The 18,114-nt window shown below is 72.9% G+C and carries 19 protein-coding genes and 2 pseudogenes; 17 read left to right on the top strand and 4 right to left on the bottom strand.

Going from position 1 to position 18,114, the window contains the following annotated elements; genetic code table 11:
* Window positions 1-22: 22 nt before the first annotated feature.
* The gene (locus tag ACFVYK_RS28695; RefSeq protein ID WP_389779030.1) at window positions 23-649 is read right to left on the bottom strand and encodes a TetR family transcriptional regulator; all 627 of its coding nucleotides are present in this window, start codon (window positions 647-649) and stop codon (window positions 23-25) included.
* A 122-nt stretch (window positions 650-771) separates the two neighbouring features.
* Between ACFVYK_RS28695 and ACFVYK_RS28690 the strand changes: the two genes are divergently transcribed.
* Genes ACFVYK_RS28690 through ACFVYK_RS28680 form a run of 3 tightly spaced genes read left to right on the top strand, consistent with a single transcriptional unit; the run spans window position 772 to window position 2,458 of the window.
* Window positions 772-936, top strand: coding sequence for a hypothetical protein (locus ACFVYK_RS28690; protein ID WP_389779029.1), 165 nt, complete (start codon window positions 772-774; stop codon window positions 934-936).
* Between the two features lie 32 nt (window positions 937-968).
* Complete coding sequence (locus ACFVYK_RS28685) at window positions 969-1,235, top strand: DUF4190 domain-containing protein (RefSeq protein ID WP_389779027.1); 267 nt, start codon at window positions 969-971, stop codon at window positions 1,233-1,235.
* A 59-nt stretch (window positions 1,236-1,294) separates the two neighbouring features.
* Window positions 1,295-2,458, top strand: coding sequence for a cysteine desulfurase family protein (locus tag ACFVYK_RS28680; protein WP_389779025.1), 1,164 nt, complete (start codon window positions 1,295-1,297; stop codon window positions 2,456-2,458).
* Between the two features lie 61 nt (window positions 2,459-2,519).
* On the opposite strand, the gene ACFVYK_RS28675 is transcribed toward ACFVYK_RS28680, so the two are convergent.
* Window positions 2,520-3,179 (bottom strand): N-acetylmuramoyl-L-alanine amidase, encoded by a 660-nt coding sequence (locus tag ACFVYK_RS28675; RefSeq protein WP_389779023.1) that lies wholly within the window; start codon window positions 3,177-3,179, stop codon window positions 2,520-2,522.
* An 82-nt stretch (window positions 3,180-3,261) separates the two neighbouring features.
* Between ACFVYK_RS28675 and mnmA the strand changes: the two genes are divergently transcribed.
* Window positions 3,262-4,392, top strand: coding sequence for a tRNA 2-thiouridine(34) synthase MnmA (gene mnmA, locus ACFVYK_RS28670; RefSeq protein WP_389779021.1), 1,131 nt, complete (start codon window positions 3,262-3,264; stop codon window positions 4,390-4,392).
* A gap of 26 nt (window positions 4,393-4,418) precedes the next feature.
* Here mnmA and ACFVYK_RS28665 read toward each other — a convergent pair whose 3' ends face one another.
* Both ACFVYK_RS28665 and ACFVYK_RS28660 read right to left on the bottom strand, forming a co-directional pair.
* The gene (locus ACFVYK_RS28665) at window positions 4,419-5,207 is read right to left on the bottom strand and encodes an alpha/beta fold hydrolase (protein WP_389779019.1); all 789 of its coding nucleotides are present in this window, start codon (window positions 5,205-5,207) and stop codon (window positions 4,419-4,421) included.
* A gap of 38 nt (window positions 5,208-5,245) precedes the next feature.
* Entirely contained in the window at window positions 5,246-5,584 is a 339-nt protein-coding gene (locus ACFVYK_RS28660) for a DUF427 domain-containing protein (protein WP_389779017.1), read from the bottom strand.
* Window positions 5,585-5,634: 50 nt separating this feature from the next.
* Here ACFVYK_RS28660 and ACFVYK_RS28655 point away from each other — a divergent pair.
* From ACFVYK_RS28655 to ACFVYK_RS28595, 13 genes and pseudogenes are all read left to right on the top strand, one after another.
* Window positions 5,635-5,919 (top strand): annotated as a pseudogene (locus ACFVYK_RS28655) (hypothetical protein).
* An 18-nt stretch (window positions 5,920-5,937) separates the two neighbouring features.
* Window positions 5,938-6,636 carry an SDR family oxidoreductase gene (locus ACFVYK_RS28650; RefSeq protein ID WP_389779015.1) on the top strand — a complete coding sequence of 233 codons (699 nt, stop codon included), beginning with the start codon at window positions 5,938-5,940 and terminating at the stop codon, window positions 6,634-6,636.
* Between the two features lie 68 nt (window positions 6,637-6,704).
* Window positions 6,705-7,706 (top strand): methionine synthase, encoded by a 1,002-nt coding sequence (locus tag ACFVYK_RS28645; protein ID WP_389779013.1) that lies wholly within the window; start codon window positions 6,705-6,707, stop codon window positions 7,704-7,706.
* Between the two features lie 15 nt (window positions 7,707-7,721).
* Window positions 7,722-9,914, top strand: coding sequence for an NAD-dependent DNA ligase LigA (gene ligA / locus ACFVYK_RS28640; RefSeq protein WP_389779012.1), 2,193 nt, complete (start codon window positions 7,722-7,724; stop codon window positions 9,912-9,914).
* Window positions 9,915-10,184: 270 nt separating this feature from the next.
* A complete protein-coding gene (locus ACFVYK_RS28635) occupies window positions 10,185-12,428 on the top strand; it encodes a putative bifunctional diguanylate cyclase/phosphodiesterase (RefSeq protein WP_389779010.1) in 2,244 nt (747 codons plus the stop codon).
* A gap of 197 nt (window positions 12,429-12,625) precedes the next feature.
* Window positions 12,626-12,922: an Asp-tRNA(Asn)/Glu-tRNA(Gln) amidotransferase subunit GatC gene (gatC, locus tag ACFVYK_RS28630; RefSeq protein WP_007384860.1), complete on the top strand. Its 297-nt coding sequence runs from the start codon at window positions 12,626-12,628 to the stop codon at window positions 12,920-12,922.
* 5 nt (window positions 12,923-12,927) lie between these two features.
* Window positions 12,928-14,430 carry an Asp-tRNA(Asn)/Glu-tRNA(Gln) amidotransferase subunit GatA gene (gene gatA, locus ACFVYK_RS28625; protein WP_389779008.1) on the top strand — a complete coding sequence of 501 codons (1,503 nt, stop codon included), beginning with the start codon at window positions 12,928-12,930 and terminating at the stop codon, window positions 14,428-14,430.
* Window positions 14,427-14,666 carry a hypothetical protein gene (locus ACFVYK_RS28620; RefSeq protein WP_030793684.1) on the top strand — a complete coding sequence of 80 codons (240 nt, stop codon included), beginning with the start codon at window positions 14,427-14,429 and terminating at the stop codon, window positions 14,664-14,666. Before gatA ends, ACFVYK_RS28620 begins: the two co-directional genes overlap by 4 nt.
* 15 nt (window positions 14,667-14,681) lie before the next feature.
* Window positions 14,682-16,196 carry an Asp-tRNA(Asn)/Glu-tRNA(Gln) amidotransferase subunit GatB gene (gene gatB / locus ACFVYK_RS28615; RefSeq protein ID WP_389779006.1) on the top strand — a complete coding sequence of 505 codons (1,515 nt, stop codon included), beginning with the start codon at window positions 14,682-14,684 and terminating at the stop codon, window positions 16,194-16,196.
* Between the two features lie 87 nt (window positions 16,197-16,283).
* Window positions 16,284-16,595, top strand: coding sequence for a hypothetical protein (locus ACFVYK_RS28610; RefSeq protein WP_389779005.1), 312 nt, complete (start codon window positions 16,284-16,286; stop codon window positions 16,593-16,595).
* A 17-nt stretch (window positions 16,596-16,612) separates the two neighbouring features.
* Window positions 16,613-16,858: pseudogene (locus ACFVYK_RS28605) on the top strand (MMPL family transporter); the annotation flags it as partial.
* Window positions 16,836-17,411, top strand: coding sequence for a GNAT family N-acetyltransferase (locus ACFVYK_RS28600; RefSeq protein WP_389779003.1), 576 nt, complete (start codon window positions 16,836-16,838; stop codon window positions 17,409-17,411). The pseudogene ACFVYK_RS28605 and the gene ACFVYK_RS28600, both read left to right, overlap by 23 nt.
* A gap of 35 nt (window positions 17,412-17,446) precedes the next feature.
* Window positions 17,447-18,046 (top strand): hypothetical protein, encoded by a 600-nt coding sequence (locus ACFVYK_RS28595; RefSeq protein WP_389779001.1) that lies wholly within the window; start codon window positions 17,447-17,449, stop codon window positions 18,044-18,046.
* Window positions 18,047-18,114: the final 68 nt, after the last annotated feature.

Below are 18,114 nucleotides of genomic sequence, written 5' to 3'. Positions count from 1 at the left end.
CACCCGCTCCCGCCGGCCGGTCTCAGTCCAGCCAGTGGTGCCGGCCGATGCTGATGAGCCGCATCTGACGGGCCGCCATCCGGTTCACCCGCTCCCGGTCCTGTGGCGGGGCCTCCAGCGCCTCCAGGAACAGCGAGGCCGTGATGAGCATCTGGTCGACGTAGAGGTGCGAGAGCATCAGCAGGTCGTCGTCGCTCCAGCCCTCCGCCTCGGCGTCCTTGGCCAGTTCGGCCTTCACCTCGTCGGCCAACCGGCCCAGTTGGTCCCGGATCGCCTCGCGCACCGGCTGGACTCCGCCATGTCGTTCCCGGGCGATGAAACGGACGTGAGCGGGGTACGCGTTCACGTGACCGGCTATCAACTCGACAGCGCGCTTGATGCGTTCGCCGCTGGAGTCGGCGGACGTCACCGTGGTCCGGATCATCGGGTGCAGGCTGCCCAGCGCCTCCTCGACCAGGGCCACGCCGAGGTCCGCGGTGGAGCGGAAGTGGCGGTAGAAGGCGGTCGGGGCGACCCCGACGGCGCGGGTGACCTCGCGCAGGCCCAGGCTGCTCAGGCTCTGCTCCTCCAGCAGCGTCAACGCCGCGTCCATGAGTGCCTGCCTGGTCTTCTGCTTCTGGGCCTGCCGAACGCCGAGGGTGTGACTCATGTCATCCAGTTAACAACCGTTCTCCGGAATTGGAAAGCCGGTGAACGCGCTAGACTCAAGAGTCAGTGAACAACTGTAACTACAACTGTTCACCCAAATGTAACGGGAGGGGATCCGATCCCATGCTGTTCCTCGTCGCCGCACTGCTGCTGTTCGGTGTCGTCATGGGCACCGTCGCCCACGCGCCGTTCGCCTTCACCGTCGTCGCCGCCGCCGTGATCGCCGCCTGGCTGGGCATCTTCGCGATCCGCGAGCGCCACGGCCGCCGGCACACCTCGACCCGCTGACCGCCCCGCCGACCGACAGGAGTCGACCGACCATGCACCTCACCGCACCGGCCACCCGCCGCACCGGCGCCCGGGACGCAGACGGCATGGCCGTCGCGTCCTTCATCCTGGGTCTGCTGGGCCTGCTCGTCCTCAACGTCTTCCTCGGCCCGGTCGCCATCGTCCTGGCGGCGGCGGCACTGTGGCGCGGCACGGCCCGCCGCGGCCGCGCCTACCTCGGCCTCGCCCTGGGCGTCGCCGACCTGCTGGTCCTGGCGGCGTTCATGCAGGCGGACTCGACGATCTCCTGGAGCTTCTGACCGCCGCGGCCACCTGGCAGCCGGGCGCGCCGCCCGGCCCCCGTAGAATCGGGGCCACCATGGCATACCTCGACCACGCCGCGACCACGCCGATGCTCCCCGAGGCGGTCGAGGCACTCACCGCGCACCTGGGCGTCACCGGCAACGCCTCCTCCCTGCACGCGGCCGGCCGGCAGGCCCGCCGTACGGTCGAGGAAGCCCGCGAGACGCTCGCCGAAGCGCTCGGCGCCCGCCCCAGCGAGGTCGTCCTCACCTCCGGCGGCACCGAGGCCGACAACCTCGCGGTCAAGGGCCTGTACTGGTCCCGGCGCGACGCGGACCCCGCCCGCACCCGCGTCCTGGCCAGCCCCGTCGAGCACCACGCGGTCCTCGACGCCGTGCACTGGCTCGGCGAGCACGAGGGCGCCACGGTCGAGTACCTGGCGGTCGACGCCCACGGGCGGGTCCACCCCGACACCCTGCGCGAGGCCATCGCCCGCAACCCCCACGACGTGGCGCTGGCCACCGTCATGTGGGCGAACAACGAGATCGGCACGGTCCTGCCGGTCCGTGAACTGGCGGACGTGGCGGCCGAGTTCGGCGTCCCGATGCACGCCGACGCCGTCCAGGCCTTCGGCCAGGTCCCCGTCGACTTCGCCGCCTCCGGCCTCGCCGCCATGACGGTCTCCGGCCACAAGATCGGCGGCCCCTACGGCATCGGCGCCCTCCTCCTCGGCCGCGAGCACACCCCCGTGCCCGTCCTGCACGGCGGCGGCCAGGAACGCCATGTGCGCTCCGGCACCCTCGACGTCCCCGCGATCGCCGCCTTCGCGGTGGCCGGCCGCCTCGCCGCCGAGCGGCGCGAGCGGTTCGCCCGCGAGATCGGCGCCCTGCGCGACGGGTTGATCGACGCGGTGCGTACGGCCGTCCCGGACGCGATCCTCGGCGGCGACCCGGTGGACCGGCTCCCGGCCAACGCCCACTTCACCTTCCCGGGCTGCGAGGGCGACTCCCTGCTGCTCCTGCTGGACGCCCAGGGCATCGAGTGCTCCACCGGCTCGGCCTGCACCGCCGGCGTCGCCCAGCCGAGCCACGTCCTGCTCGCCACCGGCGTCGCCCCGGACCTGGCCCGCGGCACCCTGCGCTTCTCGCTCGGCCACACCTCCACCGCGGCCGACGTCGAGGCGGTGGCCAAGGCGATCGGCCCGGCGGTGGAGCGAGCCCGCGCGGCGGGGCTCACCTGACCGGTCCTCACCTCACCCCGTGCTCGGGGCACCGCGCCACGGCGGCGGGGCGTGCGGCAGCTCAGGCCATCGCGGCGCGCGCCTGTGCGACGAGCCGCAGATAGCGGTCCCAGTCCCAGTGCCCGCCGGGATCGGTGTGATCCGTGCCCGGCACCTCGACATGTCCGATGACGTGCTCGCGGTCCACGGGTATGCCGTACCGCCGGCAGACCGCGGCGGTCAGCCGGGCCGACGCCGCGTACATCGCGTCGGTGAAGTCCTCGGGCCGGTCCACGAAGCCCTCGTGCTCGATGCCGACACTGCGCTCGTTGTACGAGCGGTTGCCCGCGTGATACGCCACGTCCAGTTCGCGGACCATCTGCGTGACGCGCCCCTCCTTGCCGACGATGTAGTGCGCGGCCGCCCGGTGCCCCGGGTCCTCGAACGCCTTCACCGCGCTCCCGAGGTCGCCCTGGGTGACATGGATGACGACCAGGTCGATCCCGTAGTCGTCCGGCCGGTCCGCCCAGCGGAAGTTCTCCTCCGACGCCGCCACCCACCGCGCGCCCCGGAAGTCCACCGCGCCCTCCACCCGCGCTCTGCGCACACCGGGCAGCCGCCAGTACAGCCTCGCCAGCTCGTCCCGCGCCAGCAGGCCCGTGCCGACGGCCGCCGCCGCCCCGCCGATCAGCAGGGCGCGCCGCCCGATCCGCCGGTCGGAGTCGCCCGTCTTCTCCCCCATGTCCTGCCCTTCCTCGCCCCTCGTGATCGTCAACGGATACTCGCGGGCTGCGGTTCCCGGTGACCCGTACCCTGGAAGGGTTATGACTGAGACCTCGCCCCGCCCCCGCCCCCTCCGCGTGCTCGCCGCCATGTCCGGTGGAGTGGACTCCGCCGTCGCCGCCGCCCGCGCCGCCGAAGCCGGCCACGACGTGACCGGCGTCCACCTGGCGCTGTCCGCGAACCCGCAGTCGTTCCGCACCGGCGCGCGGGGCTGTTGCACGATCGAGGACTCCCGCGACGCCCGCCGCGCCGCCGACGTCATCGGCATCCCGTTCTACGTCTGGGACCTCGCCGACCGCTTCCGCGAGGACGTCGTCGAGGACTTCGTCGCCGAGTACGAGGCCGGCCGCACCCCCAACCCCTGCCTGCGCTGCAACGAGAAGATCAAGTTCGCCGCGCTGCTCGACAAGGCCCTCGCGCTGGGCTTCGACGCCGTGTGCACCGGCCACTACGCCAAGGTGCTCGTCCGCGAGGACGGCACGCGCGAGCTGCACCGCGCCTCCGACATGGCCAAGGACCAGTCCTACGTCCTGGGCGTCCTGGACGACCGTCAGCTCGCCCACGCGCTCTTCCCGCTCGGCGACACGGTGACGACGAAGGGCGAGATCCGCGCGGAGGCCGAGCGCCGCGGCCTGGCGGTGGCCAAGAAGCCCGACTCCCACGACATCTGCTTCATCGCCGACGGCGACACCCAGGGCTTCCTCGCGAACCGGCTGGGCAAGGCCGAGGGCGACATCGTCGACGAGTCCGGCACGAAGGTCGGCACCCACGAGGGCGCGTACGGCTTCACCATCGGCCAGCGCAAGGGCCTGCGCATCGGCACCCCGGCCGCGGACGGCAAGCCGCGCTACGTCCTGGACATCTCCCCGGTGGACAACACGGTGACGGTCGGCCCGGCCGCCGCCCTGGACGTGACCGCGCTGACGGCGATCAAGCCCCGCTGGTGCGGCGCCGCCCCCTCCGCACCCGGCGTCTACACGGCGCAGCTGCGCGCCCACGGCGGTGAGACCGAGGTGACCGCCGAACTCGTCGACGGCCACCTGGAGGTCGCCTTCGCCGAGCCGGTCCGCGGCGTCGCCCCCGGCCAGGCGATCGTGCTGTACGACGGCACCCGCGTGGTGGGCTCGGCGACGATCGCGTCGACGGTGCGGGCGGCGGCCCCGGTCGCCTGACCGTCGGTCCCGAGGTGGCCTGACCGTCAGCCCCGGCCGGCGAAGAACTCCGCCAGCACCGGCGCGAGGACGCTCGGGTCGACCATGTGGGTCTGGCCCTCCAGCGTCCGGTACGCGCCGTCCGGGACCGCCTCCGCCACCGCGCGCACGGCCTCGCGCAGCCAGGGCGGACTCGCCTCGCCCGCGACGGCCAGCACGGGCACGCCCACCGACGCCAGCCGTTCGCCCGGCACCCGCCCGTCGCCCATGACGGCGTCGTCGTAGGCGAGGGTGGGCGCGATGGCCTCCATCCCCGCCCACATGGGCGAGCGGCGGGCTCCCTGGATCATCTCCTCGGCCAGCCCGGTCAGCCGCAGGAACAGCTCGACGGCGTCCCCGCGCCGGTCGCGCGCGAGCGCCTTCGTGAGGTTCGCGGTGTACTCGGCGCGGCCGCGCGCGTCGTCCTCGTCCAGGGCGAACGGCGTCTCGTACACGGCCACCCGGCTCACCGGCAGCCCGGCGGCCGCCGCCTCCAGCGCCAGCGCGCCGCCCGACGAGACGCCGTACAGGGCGGCGGTCTCGGCGCCGGCCGCGTCGATGAGCGCCGCCAGGTCCTCGACCTCGCGTCCCACCGCGTACGGCGCAGTGTCGCCGCTCTCACCGCGTCCCCGGCGGTCGTACCGCAGGACGGTGAAGCGGTCCGCGAGCAGTCCGGCCAGGGGCGCCATGGTGCCGCCCGTGGACATCGCCCCGCTCACCAGGATGACCGCGGGGCCCTGACCGGCGCTCTCGTACGCGAGTTCGGTGCCGTCACGGGAAACTGTCTTGTTGTCCATGCTCATGCAGACTGCCGCACGGCACGGCACTCATCGCCCTACGACACCTCCGCCGGCGAGACTTCCACTTCGTAGAAGCAGAGATGGTCCTTGATCTCGGCGACGTCCGGCTTCGGCTCGGGGTAGGACCAGACGAGGTCCGCCGCGTCCGGGAGCGACCAGTAGGACGCCGTGCCCTTGAAGGGGCAGTACGTGTGGGTGTCGGAGGGGGTGAGGAGGTCGAGCCGTACGTCCTCGGCGGGGATGTAGTACCGCACGGGACAGCCGGTCTCGCGCAGTGCGAGCGCCCGGCCGGTCTCGGCGAGCACGCGGTCCCCGTGGACGACCCTGACGCGCCGGTCGTCCCGCTCGATCGTGATCGTGTGTCCGTTGGCCATACCGGAACAGCACGCGCGGGCCCCCGGTTCTTCCCGCGTACCGAGGCCGCATGCGTATCCGCGTCTTCCTGGCCGCCGCCGACCTCGACGCCCGCTGCACCGGTCCGCGCGCGAGTTCGCCGAACCGCTCGGCAAGGGCGCCCCCACCCTCGTGTGGGGGCGGTTCCGACGTCGACCTGATGAAGGTCGTCGCGGACGGCGTGCACGAGGCGGGCGGCCGGCTGTGCGGGGTGTCGGTGGGCTTCCTGCCCGTCCCCCTCACCGACCTGGTGTTCTTCGCCGAGGAGCCGGTGGGCGCGCCGGCCTGCCTGGAGGAGAGCCAGGGCATCGGGTGACGCGCGGGTGATGCGAGCATGGCGGGCATGGCTACTCATGTGATCACCGGAGCGGGCTCCGGCATCGGCGCGGCCGTCGCCCGCCGTCTGCACGCGCGCGGGGACGAACTCGTGCTGCACGCGCGCGACGCGGGCCGGGCGAAGGAGCTGGCTGCGCTGTTCCCCGGCGCCCGCACCCTCGTCGGCGACCTGACCGACCCCGACAAGCTGAGCTGGGCCTTCTCCCACCAGACGCTCCCCGGCCGGGTGGACTCCCTCCTCCATGTCGCCGGAGTGGTCGACCTCGGCCCGGTGGGCGACCTCACCCCGAAGTCCTGGCGCCACCAGCTCAACGTCAACCTGATCGCCCCCGCCGAGCTGACCCGCCACTTCCTGCCCCAGCTGCGCGCCGCCCGCGGCCACGTCCTCTTCGTGAACTCCGGGGCCGGCCTGCGGGCCAGCGCCGAATGGTCCGCCTACGCCGCCTCCAAGCACGGCCTGAAGGCCCTCGCGGACGCGCTGCGCCAGGAGGAGCACGACAACGGCGTGCGGGTCACCTCCGTCTACCCCGGCCGCACCGCCAGTCCCATGCAGGCCAAGGTCCACCAGCAGGAGGGCAAGGAGTACGACCCGGCGCAGTGGATCGACCCCGAGTCGGTGGCGACGACGATCCTGATGGCGCTCGACCTGCCGAGGGACGCGGAGGTCAACGACCTGACGGTGCGCCCCGGGAGCTGAGGCCGGCCACGCGGGGGCAGCCGCGTGCGGCGGCGCGATCCGCCTCCGCGCCTACGTAGGCTTCACCCGTGAACCCACACTTCAGTTTCGGCCCCGCCACCGGCATCGGCTCCCTGCCGGGCGGCGACGTCCGCGAGGCCGCCAAGACCGTCACCGGGTCCTTCGAGGACTTCCCGCACCTGCCGGAACTGCCCGCCCGCGGCCCCGGCGCGGACATGATCGGCCGCACCGCGGGGATGCTCGTCGAGCTGTACGCGCGCGTGGAGCCCAGCGGGTGGCGGCTCGGCGACCGGCCGGGCCGGGACACCGGACGGGCCCGCTCCTGGCTGGGGGAGGACCTCGACGCACTGGAGGAGTTCACCCAGGGCTACCAGGGGCAGCTCAAGGTGCAGGCGGTCGGGCCCTGGACGCTCGCCGCCGCGCTGGAGCTGAGGAACGGCGAGGCCGCGCTCTCCGACCCCGGCGCCTGCCGCGACCTCGCCGGCTCCCTCGCCGAAGGCCTGCGCCTGCACCTCGCCGAGGTGCGGCGGCGCGTCCCCGGCGCCGACCTCGTCCTCCAGCTCGACGAGCCGTCCCTCACCGCCGTGCTCCGCGGCCACGTCAGGAGCGCCAGCGGCTACCGCGCCCACCGCGCGGTCGACCGGCAGATCGTCGAGGCCACGCTCCGGGACGTCGCCGGGGCGCACGGCGACGGGCCCGTCGTGGTCCACTCGTGCGCACCGGACGTCCCGTTCGCCCTGCTGCGCCGGGCCGGGGCGGCGGCGGTCTCCTTCGACTTCGCGCTCCTCACCGAACGTGACGACGACGCGATCGGCGAGGTCGTCGAAGCGGGCACCCGGCTCTTCGCCGGTGTCGTGCCGGGCGCGGACGCCCCGTTGTCGGACCCTGCCGGTAGCGTCAGGGGTGTCAGGACGCTGTGGCGCAGGCTGGGGCTGCGACCGGAGCTGCTCGCGGAGGCGGTCACCCTCACGCCGTCGTGCGGCCTCGCGGGAGCCTCTCCCGCGTACGCCCGCGAGGCCCTCGCCCACTGCGTCCGGGCGGCGAGATCCCTCGCGGACAACCCAGAGTAACGGGAGGACGACACGGTGGCCGGCGACAGGCAAGCGGAGACGACGGTGCCCTCGGAGGCACGGGAGCAGCACGCGCAGCTCGCTGAGCAGATCGAGGAGCACCGCTTCCGGTACTACGTGAAGGACGCGCCCGTCATCAGCGACGCGGAGTTCGACCGGCTCCTGCGCGCCCTGGAGGCGCTGGAGGAGGAGTACGCCGAGCTGCGCACGCCCGACTCGCCGACCCAGAAGGTCGCGGGCGCCTACGAGACGGAGTTCACGGCCGTCCAGCACCGCGAGCGGATGCTCTCGCTGGACAACGCCTTCGACGACCTGGAGCTCGCCGCCTGGGCCGAACGCGTCCACAAGGACGTCGGCTCCCTGACCCACCACTTCCTGTGCGAGCTCAAGGTCGACGGCCTCGCCGTCAACCTCACGTACGAGAACGGTCGGCTCGCGCGCGCGGCGACCCGCGGCGACGGCCGGACGGGCGAGGACATCACGCCCAACGTGCGCACCATCGCGGAGATCCCCGACCGCCTCACGGGCGACGGCGTCCCGTCCCTGGTGGAGATCCGCGGCGAGGTCTACTTCCCGATGGAGAAGTTCGAGGAGCTCAACGCCCGCCTGGTCGAGGCCGGCGACAAGCCCTTCGCCAACCCGCGCAACGCGGCGGCCGGTTCGCTGCGCCAGAAGGACCCGCGCGTGACCGCGTCCCGTCCGCTGCACATGGTCGTGCACGGCATCGGCGCCCTGGAGGGCTACGAGGGCCTCGACCGCCTCTCCGAGGCCTACGACCTGCTCAAGACGTGGGGCCTGCCCACCTCGCGGCACAACAAGGTGGTCGACGACCTCGACGGCGTACGGGAGTTCATCGCCTACTTCGGCGAGCACCGGCACTCGGTGGAGCACGAGATCGACGGCGTGGTCGTCAAGCTCGACGAGATCCGTCTCCAGGGCCGGCTCGGCTCCACGGCCCGGGCCCCCCGCTGGGCGATCGCCTACAAGTACGCGCCGGAAGAGGTCAACACCAAGCTCGTCGACATCAAGGTGGGCGTCGGCCGCACCGGCCGTGTCACGCCGTACGCCCAGGTCGAGCCGGTGACGGTGGCCGGCTCCGAGGTCGAGTTCGCCACCCTGCACAACCAGGACGTCGTCAAGGCCAAGGGCGTCCTGATCGGCGACACCGTGGTGCTGCGCAAGGCCGGTGACGTGATCCCGGAGATCCTCGGCCCGGTGGCGGACCTGCGCGACGGCACCGAGCGCGCCTTCGTGATGCCTGCCGAGTGCCCGGAGTGCGGGACACCGCTGCGGCCCATGAAGGAGGGCGACGTCGACCTGCGCTGCCCCAACGCCCGCGCCTGCCCCGCCCAGTTGCGCGAGCGCCTGTTCTACCTGGCCGGCCGCAAGGCGCTGGACATCGAGCACTTCGGGTACGTGGCCGCAGCCGCCCTCACCAAGCCGCTGGAGCCGCAGGACCCGCCGCTGGCCGACGAGGGCGACCTGTTCGACCTCACCATCGACCGGCTGCTGCCCATCAAGGCGTACGTCCTCGACCAGGACAGCGGACTGCCCAAGCGGGATCCGAAGACCGGCGAGGAGAAGATCGCCACCGTCTTCGCCAACCAGCTGGGCGAGCCCAGGAAGAACGCGCTCGCCATGCTGGACAACATCGCGGCCGCCAAGGAGCGCCCGCTGGCCCGCGTCCTCACCGGCCTGTCGATCCGCCATGTCGGACCGGTCGCGGCGGAGGCCCTGGCCCGCGAGTTCCGCTCGATCGAGCGCATCGAGCGGGCCACCGAGGAGGAGCTCGCGGCCACCGACGGGGTCGGCGCCATCATCGCCGCCTCCCTCAAGGAGTGGTTCGCCGAGGAGTGGCACCAGGAGATCCTGCGCAAGTGGAAGGCGGCCGGCGTCCGCATGGAGGAGGAGGGTTCCGCCGAGGACGAAGGGCCGCGCCCCCTCGAAGGGCTGACGGTCGTGGTCACCGGCACCCTCGAACACTTCACCCGGGACGGCGCCAAGGACGCCCTGCAGAGCCGCGGGGCGAAGGTCACCGGTTCGGTCTCGAAGAAGACGTCGTTCGTCGTTGTGGGTGACAGCCCCGGATCGAAGTACGACAAGGCGATGCAGCTGAAGGTTCCCGTCCTGGACGAGGACGGCTTCACCGTCCTGCTGGAACAGGGCCCCGAGGCGGCTTCCGAAGCGGCCCTGCCCACCGAGGAGTAGCCCGGAGCGGCGGTTGAAGGCCACCCGATCGGCGCATACCAGATGCATACGGGTGGCCGGGGCGCATTCGGGCAACCGCCGACGACCGCTGCCCGTAAAAGCCTTCTGCGGCCTACTGTTGAGGCGTGCGCCTGCCGTGCCCAGCTGCGGTCGGGGCATCGCCTCTGCTCCTGGCGGGCAGAAGGAAGGGTTTTCCGACGCGGAAGCGCCCCGGATCGCCGGGCGACGGGCCGCGTGGCGTGGGCACCGCCGGCTGTGAGAGGGACGGGAATGGAACCGACCGAGAGCGCCGCCCCGGACGCACGGCTACGCCGACGCCGGGTCGCCGGCGTCTGGTGGGGGAGCTGGTGGACCGAGCGCTCCGAAGTGCGTCCGGCCGCGCAGGCGTACGTGCCGCACACCCAGCCCCACTCCCCCCTGGACGCGCGCGCCGGCGTCCGGCCGCCGCCCGGCCCGCTCGGCGGCGAAGCCGGCCGGCGCCTGACCCGGCCCACGCTGCCCGCGGCCGTCGTCGGCGCGGCCGCCCTCGCCCTCGGCGCCGGGTTCTACAGCGCGTTCACCGACGGCCACGCGCTCTTCCCGTCCGGCACGACCGGCTGGGCGCTGGCCGTCCTGGCCGGCGTCATCGTCGCTCACCTGGTCCTGCTCGGCCGCGCCCGCTGGTGGGGCGGCACCGGCTCCGGCGCCGCCCTCACCCTCGCCGTGCTGCTGCTCTACGGCTGGGTGCCCGCCGGCATGGTCAGCCTCACCGTCGTCGTGCTGGTCGGCATAGCCCGGCGCCACCGCTGGCGGCAGGGCGTCCTGCACGGCGCGGTGGACATCCTCGGCATCGGCGCGGGCGCGCTGCTGCTGGCCGCCTGCGGGCGGATACCGTCCGTGGAGCGCCCCTGGGCCCCCGACACGTGGACGTTCTACACCGCCCCCCAGGTGATCCTGGTGGCCGTCGCCTACCTCGCCGTGACCCGCGTCCTGCTCTGGTACCTGCACGCGCCGCGCGTCGGCGGACTGCCCACCGTCGCCCGCACCGCCCTGCTCCGACAGGGCCTGATGGCCGTGGCCCTGCTCGGCATCGCCCCGCTGATCTGCGTGGTCGCCCCGGCCAAGCCCGTCCTGCTGCCGCTGTTCGCCATCCCGTTGATCGCCCTCGACTCCACCCTGTGGATAGCGCGCGCCCGCGCCGAGGAGCAGCTGCGCGACCCGCTGACCGGGCTGCCCAACCGCCAGTGGCTGCTGGAGCGGATCTGGACCGCCCTGGACGACGCCGAGCGCATCGGCGCCCGGGCCGCCCTGATGCTGATCGACCTGGACCGCTTCCGCTCGGTCAACGACACGCTCGGCCACCTCGCCGGAGACCGGCTGCTGCTCCAGATAGCCGACCGGCTGCGGATCGCCCTGCCCCGCGGGGCGGAGGTCGCGCGGCTGGGCGGGGACGAGTTCGCCGTCTTACTGCCCGTCGCGGACTCCACCACCTCCGCGAGCCGGATCGCCCGGGCCCTGGTCGCCGACCTCGGCTCGCCGCTCGACCTCGACGGCCTCACCCTCGTGCTGGAGGCCAGCGCCGGGGTCGCCGTCTTCCCCGACCACGCGCTCGACGCCGAGGGTCTGCTGCGCCGGGCCGACGTGGCGATGTACCAGGCCAAGCGGGACCGCACCGGAGTCGAGGTGTACGAGTCCAAGCGCGACTCCAACACCCCCGACCGGCTCGGCCTGCTGGGCGACCTGCGGCGCGCCCTGGACGCGCACGAGGTGCAGTTGCACTACCAGCCGAAGGTCCGCTTCGACGGACAGGTGGCGGGGCTGGAGGCCCTGGTCCGCTGGGTGCACCCGGAACGCGGGAAGGTGCCGCCGGACGAGTTCATAGCGATCGCCGAGTCGTCCGGGCTGATGCCCCATCTGACGGAGTACGTGCTGGACACCGCGCTCGCCCAGGTCGCCCGGTGGCGGGCCCAGGGCCTGTACGTGCCGGTCGCGGTGAACGTCTCCCCGCGCGACGTGCACACGCCGGGGTTCGCCGGATCCGTCGCCGCGCGTCTGGCCCGGCACGCGGTGCCCGCGGGAGCGCTCCAACTGGAGATAACCGAGCACGTCCTCCTGGAGGACCCGCAGCGCGCCGCCGACACCCTCAACGCGCTGACCGGTCACGGCGTGAAGATGTCCCTGGACGACTTCGGCACCGGATACTCCTCCCTGGTGCACCTGCGCCGGCTGCCGGTGAGCGAGCTGAAGATCGACCGCTCCTTCGTGGCCCGGCTGGCCGTGGACGCCGAGGACGCCGCGATCGTGCGCTGCACGGTCGACCTCGCGCATTCCCTGGGCCTGCTGGTCGTCGCCGAGGGCGTCGAGGACGACGAGACCTGGGAGCGGCTGCGCGATCTGGGCTGCGACGCGGTCCAGGGCTGGCTGGTGGCCGCCGCGATGCCCCCGGAGGAGACGACGGCCTGGCTGCGCGCCCGCGGCTCACGCGGCTGGCAGCGCCCCGCGGCGGCCCTCCCGGCGGCGGCCGCGGACGAGTGACCCGACCCTCCGCCCGCCCCCTCTCCCCGTCCCGTGGTTGCGCGGGTTCCCCGCGGCGAGGCCCGGCGAGGCCGCCTGAGACCGGAGGAAGCCGGTGAGAAGCCGGTGAGCGAGCCCGACCGTTTAACGGCGATGCCGCGCCGCACCCTAGGATTGGGCTCGAACCGCACACTCACTCCACCCCAGAGGAACGCTGCATGCCTGGCATCACGCGCGAGGAGGTCGCCCACCTCGCCCGGCTGGCGCGTCTGGAGCTGAAGCCCGAAGAGCTCGAACACTTCGCGGGACAGCTGGACGACATCATCGGCGCGGTCGCCCGCGTCAGCGAGGTCGCCGACCAAGACGTACCGCCGACCTCGCACCCGCTCCCGCTGACCAACGTCATGCGGGCGGACGAGGTCCGTCCGTCGCTCACCCCCGAGCAGGCGCTCTCCGGCGCCCCGGCCCAGGAGCAGCAGCGTTTCAAGGTGCCGCAGATCCTGGGGGAGGACTAACCGCCATGACGGACAACGTCAACATCATCAAGCTCACGGCCGCCGAGACCGCCGCGAAGATCGCCTCCGGCGAGCTCACGGCCGTCCAGGTCACCGAGGCGCACCTGGCCCGCATCGAGGCCGTCGACGAGAAGGTGCACGCCTTCCTGCACGTCGACCGCGAGGGCGCCCTCGCGCAGGCCCGCTCCGTCGACGAGAAGCGGGAGCGGGGCGAGAAGCTCGGGCCCCTCGCCGGCGTGCCGCTCGCGCTCAAGGACATCTTCACCACCGAGGGCATCCCGACGACCGTCGGCTCGAAGATGCTCGAGGGCTGGATCCCGCCGTACGACGCGACGCTCACCAAGCGGCTGAAGGCCGCCGACGTGGTCATCCTCGGCAAGACCAACATGGACGAGTTCGCCATGGGGTCCTCCACCGAGAACAGCGCCTACGGCCCGACGGGCAACCCCTGGGACCTCACCAAGATCCCCGGCGGCTCCGGCGGCGGTTCCTCCGCCGCGCTCGCCTCGTTCCAGGCGCCGCTGGCCATCGGCACCGACACCGGCGGCTCCATCCGCCAGCCGGCCGCCGTCACCGGCACGGTCGGCGTGAAGCCGACGTACGGCGCGGTCTCGCGGTACGGCATGGTCGCCTTCTCGTCCTCCCTCGACCAGGGCGGCCCCTGCGCCCGCACGGTCCTGGACGCGGCGCTCCTGCACGAGGTCATCGCCGGACACGACCCGCTCGACTCGACGTCCATCGACGCGCCCGTCCCGCCGGTCGTCGAGGCCGCCCGCAACGGCAGCGTCGAGGGCATGCGCGTCGGCGTGGTGAAGCAGTTCCGCGGCGAGGGCTACCAGGCCGGCGTCATCCAGCGGTTCGACGAGTCCGTCGCGCTGCTGAAGGGGCTCGGCGCCGAGATCGTCGAGCTGGACTGCCCGTCCTTCGACCTCGCCCTGTCGGCGTACTACCTCATCGCGCCCTCCGAGTGCTCGTCCAACCTCGCGCGCTTCGACGGCCTGCGCTACGGGCTGCGCGTCGGCGACGACGGCACCCGCTCCGCCGAGGACGTCACCTCCCTCACCCGTGAGGCGGGCTTCGGCCCCGAGGTCAAGCGCCGCATCATGCTCGGCACGTACGCCCTGTCGAGCGGCTACTACGACGCCTACTACGGCTCCGCCCAGAAGGTCCGCACGCTCATCACGCGCGACTTCGAGAAGGCCTTCGAGCAGGTCGACGTGATCGTCTCGCCGACGACCCCGACCACCGCCTTCGCGATCGGCGAGCGCGCCGACGACCCGATGGCGATGTACCTGGCCGACCTGTGCACCATCCCGACCAACCTCGCGGGCAACGCGGCCATGTCGCTGCCCTGCGGTCTCGCCCCGGAGGACGGCCTCCCGGTCGGCCTGCAGATCATCGCCCCGGCGCTGCAGGACGACCGGCTGTACAAGGTCGGCGCCGCCGTCGAGGCCGCCTTCGTGGAAAGGTGGGGGCACCCGCTTCTCGAGGAGGCTCCGTCGCTGTGAGCGCACTGAACAAGGCCAAGGGCTTCAAGAAGTCCAAGTCCGGTACCTACCTGTCCATCGCCGGGACCGCGTTCGGCGCGATCGGCGTCGCCAAGCGGCTCAGGAAGGCGCGTGCCGAGAAGGACACGCTGGTCCTGATCGACGCCACCGTGTCCGCCGTCGCCATCGTCACCGGCCTCGCCATCCTGTACCGCGAGCTGAAGCGGCTGGGCGACGACGACGTCCTGCTGGGCTGAGAGGGAAGTTTCACCGTGACCACCACGACCGACCTGGTGTCGTACGAGGACGCACTCGCGTCGTACGACCCCGTCATGGGCCTCGAGGTCCATGTCGAACTCGGCACCAAGACGAAGATGTTCTGCGGATGTTCGACCGAGCTCGGTCAGGACGCCAACACGCAGACCTGCCCCACCTGCCTCGGCATGCCCGGCGCGCTCCCGGTCGTCAACGCGATCGGGATCGAGTCGGCGATCAAGATCGGTCTCGCGCTGAACTGCGAGATCGCCGAGTGGTGCCGCTTCGCCCGGAAGAACTACTTCTATCCGGACATGCCGAAGAACTTCCAGACCTCCCAGTACGACGAGCCGATCGCCTTCGACGGTTACCTCGACGTGCAGCTGGAGGACGGCGAGACCTTCCGGGTGCAGATCGAGCGCGCCCACATGGAGGAGGACACCGGCAAGTCCACGCACGTCGGCGGCGCCACCGGCCGGATCCACGGGGCGTCCCACTCCCTGCTGGACTACAACCGCGCCGGCATCCCGCTCATCGAGATCGTCACCAAGCCGATCGAGGGCGCGGGCGAGCGCGCGCCCGAGGTCGCCCGGGCGTACGTGCGCGAGCTGCGCGAGGTCATCAAGGCGCTCGGCGTCTCCGAGGCCCGCATGGAGATGGGCCAGATGCGCTGCGACGTGAACCTGTCGCTGCGCCCGCACGGCCGGGAGAAGTTCGGCACGCGGTCCGAGACGAAGAACGTGAACTCGCTGCGGTCCGTGGAGCGTGCGGCCCGCTTCGAGATCCAGCGGCACGCGGCCGTGCTGAACAGCGGCGGCACGATCATCCAGGAGACCCGCCACTTCCACGAGGACACCGGGTCCACGACCTCGGGCCGCGTGAAGGAGGAGGCGGAGGACTACCGGTACTTCCCGGAGCCCGACCTGGTGCCGGTCGCCCCGTCGCGCGCGTGGGTCGAGGAGATCCGCGCCGGGCTGCCGGAGCTGCCGCTGGCCCGCCGCAACCGGCTGGTGGCCGAGTGGGGCGTCTCCGCCACCGACATGCAGTCGATCCTGAACGCCGGTGCGCTGGACCTGATCCTCGCCACCATCGACGCCGGGGCCGACGCGGCCTCGGCCCGCAAGTGGTGGATGGGCGAACTGGCCCGCAGCGCCAACGAGTCGGGCGTCGCACTCGACGAGCTGGCCATCACCCCGCAGCAGGTCGCGCGGGTCGCCGAGCTGGTGCTCAAGGGCGACCTGAACGACAAGCTGGCCCGCCAGGTCATCGAGGGCGTCCTCGCGGGCGAGGGCGACCCGGACCAGGTCGTCGACCGGCGCGGGCTGAAGGTCGTCTCCGACGACTCGGCGCTGGGCACGGCCGTCGACGAGGCCATCGCGGGCAATCCGGGCGTCGCCGACAAGATCCGCGGCGGCAAGGTCGCCGCGGCCGGCGCGCTGGTCGGCGCGGTGATGAAGGCCACGCGCGGCCAGGCCGACGCGGCCCGCGTCAAGGAGCTGATCCTGGAGAAGCTGGGCGTCAGCGAGGGCTGAGCCCCGCCGGACTCCCGAAGGGGGTGCGCCGCGAACCGGCGCACCCCTTTCCCCTGTCCGCGGCCCGACGCGCTACGCTCGCCCGCCATGAGTGCACGAACCGAGTCCGAACCCCACAGCGACACAGAGGACCCGGACGAGGAGTACGGCACCGAGGACGCCCGACGGGCCCGCTGGACTGCCACGGCCACCGGGGCGCTGCTCACCCTCGCCGGCCTCGCCGCGTCCCTCATGCGCCTCACCCGATCCGTCCCGGTCCTCGTCCCCTCGGCCTACGCCCTCGGCGCCGCCGTCTGCGCCTTCGGCGCGTTCCTCGGCTCCCGGGGCCGCACCCGGCGCGCCCTGTGGCTGCTCGTCGCCGGCGTGACGGTGATGGCGTTCGGGGACCAGGCCGACTGAAGGCCGACCGTCGACGCGTCGGGCTCGCCGCCGCCGTCGCCCTGGACGCCTTCGTCCTGCGCACGCCGCTGGTGCCCGCCCTGATGCACCTGCTCGGCGGCGCCAGCTGGTGGCTGCCCCGCCGCCTCGACCGGCTCCTGCCGAGGACCAGCATCGAACCGCCCGAGTGCCGCGCCGCCCATGAGAGGCTCGCGGAGACCGTGGACGCAGCACAGGCACTGGAGAAGGAGCCGCGACCGGATGTACGCGATACCGCTGGGTGACGACGGAGCCGAACTGCGCCCCCTGGAGCCCTGGCACGCCGAGGAGTTCCTCGCGCACCTCGACCGCGGCCGGGAGTTCATCAACCGGTACATCCCGTTCGGGGCGAAGGCCACGGACCCGGCCGGCGCGCGCGAGACGCTCCAGCGCTACGCCGACATGCGGGCCGCCGACACCGGCTCGCTGCACGGCCTGTGGCTGGACGGCCGGCTCGTGGGCGGGGTGCTCTTCCTGAACTTCGACGCCGAGGCGGCGAACTGCGAGGTCGGCTGCTGGCTGGAGCCCTCCGCCACCGGACGGGGACTGATCGCCCGGGCCATGCGGGTGCTGATCGACTTCGCCGTGGACCGGCGCGGGATCCAGCGGATCGAGTGGGTCGCCTCCGCGGGGAACACCCCCAGCCTGAACGTCGCCCGCCGGCTCGGGATGACCCGCGACGGGGTGCGCCGGCAGGCCTACCCCTATCGTGGGGTGCGGCACGACCTCGAGGTGTGGTCCGTGCTGGCCCAGGAGTGGCGCGAGGCCCGCGCGCGCGGCGCTCACAACGATCATTAAGGGACCTCTCAGAGAGCGTCCGTACGGTGCGAGGTATGGGAACCAAGACTGCTGACGAGACCGGAGCCGAGACCGGCGCCGGGACCAGGACCGACGACGAGAAGGTGGACGTCACCAAGACCGAGACCACGGACGAGGTGACCGAGGAGGCCCCGCACTCCGCGCAGGACGCCGACGAGCTCACCGCCGAGGACGAGCTCGCCGCCCGGGACGAGGCCGCCGTCGCGGACGGCTCCGTCGGCGTCGGCCAGGGCGCGGGCGCCGTCGTCTCCGCCGTGCTCGGCTTCGTGTCGCTCACCGGCAGCTGGATCGGCACCCTCGCCGGAGCCCGCCAGACCCTCGTCGGCCAGCTGCAGACGTCCGCCTCCTCGGGCACGACCGTGGCCAAGCAGCTCGAGGTGATCTACGGCGACGCCTGGCAGGCCACCGCGCTGTGGGCCGGCCTGTTCGCGCTGGCCGCCCTGGTCACGGGAGTCGTCGTGCTGGCCCGTCCCGCCTTCGGCAACCCGGCCCGCCCGCAGGCGGCCTGGATCAAGTCGGTCTCCTGGGCCGGCGTCGCCCTCGGCGTCATCGGCCTGCTCCTGGCCGTCCTGAAGTACACCGACGCCCTGCTCGGCCTGCCCTCCGCCGGCTGATCCCCGCACGTCACGAGGGGTCTTAGAGCGGCCGTAAGCACCTTACGGCCGCTCTGAGGCCCCTTCGG

Source organism: Streptomyces sp. NPDC058291 (genome assembly GCF_042880855.1).
Classification (GTDB): domain Bacteria; phylum Actinomycetota; class Actinomycetes; order Streptomycetales; family Streptomycetaceae; genus Streptomyces.
This window is presented reverse-complemented; position numbering and strand designations above follow the sequence as displayed.

Excerpts from the sequence above, each read along its gene's own strand:
- ACFVYK_RS28685 (WP_389779027.1), top strand. The coding sequence starts at position 969 with ATGCACCTCACCGCACCGGCCACCCGCCGCACCGGCGCCCGGGACGCA.
- ACFVYK_RS28650 (WP_389779015.1), top strand. The coding sequence starts at position 5,938 with ATGGCGGGCATGGCTACTCATGTGATCACCGGAGCGGGCTCCGGCATC.
- ACFVYK_RS28635 (WP_389779010.1), top strand. The coding sequence starts at position 10,185 with ATGGAACCGACCGAGAGCGCCGCCCCGGACGCACGGCTACGCCGACGC.
- ACFVYK_RS28660 (WP_389779017.1), bottom strand. The coding sequence starts at position 5,584 with ATGGCCAACGGACACACGATCACGATCGAGCGGGACGACCGGCGCGTC.
- ACFVYK_RS28595 (WP_389779001.1), top strand. The coding sequence starts at position 17,447 with ATGGGAACCAAGACTGCTGACGAGACCGGAGCCGAGACCGGCGCCGGG.
- gatA (WP_389779008.1), top strand. The coding sequence starts at position 12,928 with ATGACGGACAACGTCAACATCATCAAGCTCACGGCCGCCGAGACCGCC.
- ACFVYK_RS28675 (WP_389779023.1), bottom strand. The coding sequence starts at position 3,179 with ATGGGGGAGAAGACGGGCGACTCCGACCGGCGGATCGGGCGGCGCGCC.
- ACFVYK_RS28610 (WP_389779005.1), top strand. The coding sequence starts at position 16,284 with ATGAGTGCACGAACCGAGTCCGAACCCCACAGCGACACAGAGGACCCG.
- ACFVYK_RS28695 (WP_389779030.1), bottom strand. The coding sequence starts at position 649 with ATGAGTCACACCCTCGGCGTTCGGCAGGCCCAGAAGCAGAAGACCAGG.
- ACFVYK_RS28680 (WP_389779025.1), top strand. The coding sequence starts at position 1,295 with ATGGCATACCTCGACCACGCCGCGACCACGCCGATGCTCCCCGAGGCG.
- ACFVYK_RS28600 (WP_389779003.1), top strand. The coding sequence starts at position 16,836 with ATGTACGCGATACCGCTGGGTGACGACGGAGCCGAACTGCGCCCCCTG.
- gatC (WP_007384860.1), top strand. The coding sequence starts at position 12,626 with ATGCCTGGCATCACGCGCGAGGAGGTCGCCCACCTCGCCCGGCTGGCG.
- mnmA (WP_389779021.1), top strand. The coding sequence starts at position 3,262 with ATGACTGAGACCTCGCCCCGCCCCCGCCCCCTCCGCGTGCTCGCCGCC.
- ACFVYK_RS28690 (WP_389779029.1), top strand. The coding sequence starts at position 772 with ATGCTGTTCCTCGTCGCCGCACTGCTGCTGTTCGGTGTCGTCATGGGC.
- ACFVYK_RS28665 (WP_389779019.1), bottom strand. The coding sequence starts at position 5,207 with ATGGACAACAAGACAGTTTCCCGTGACGGCACCGAACTCGCGTACGAG.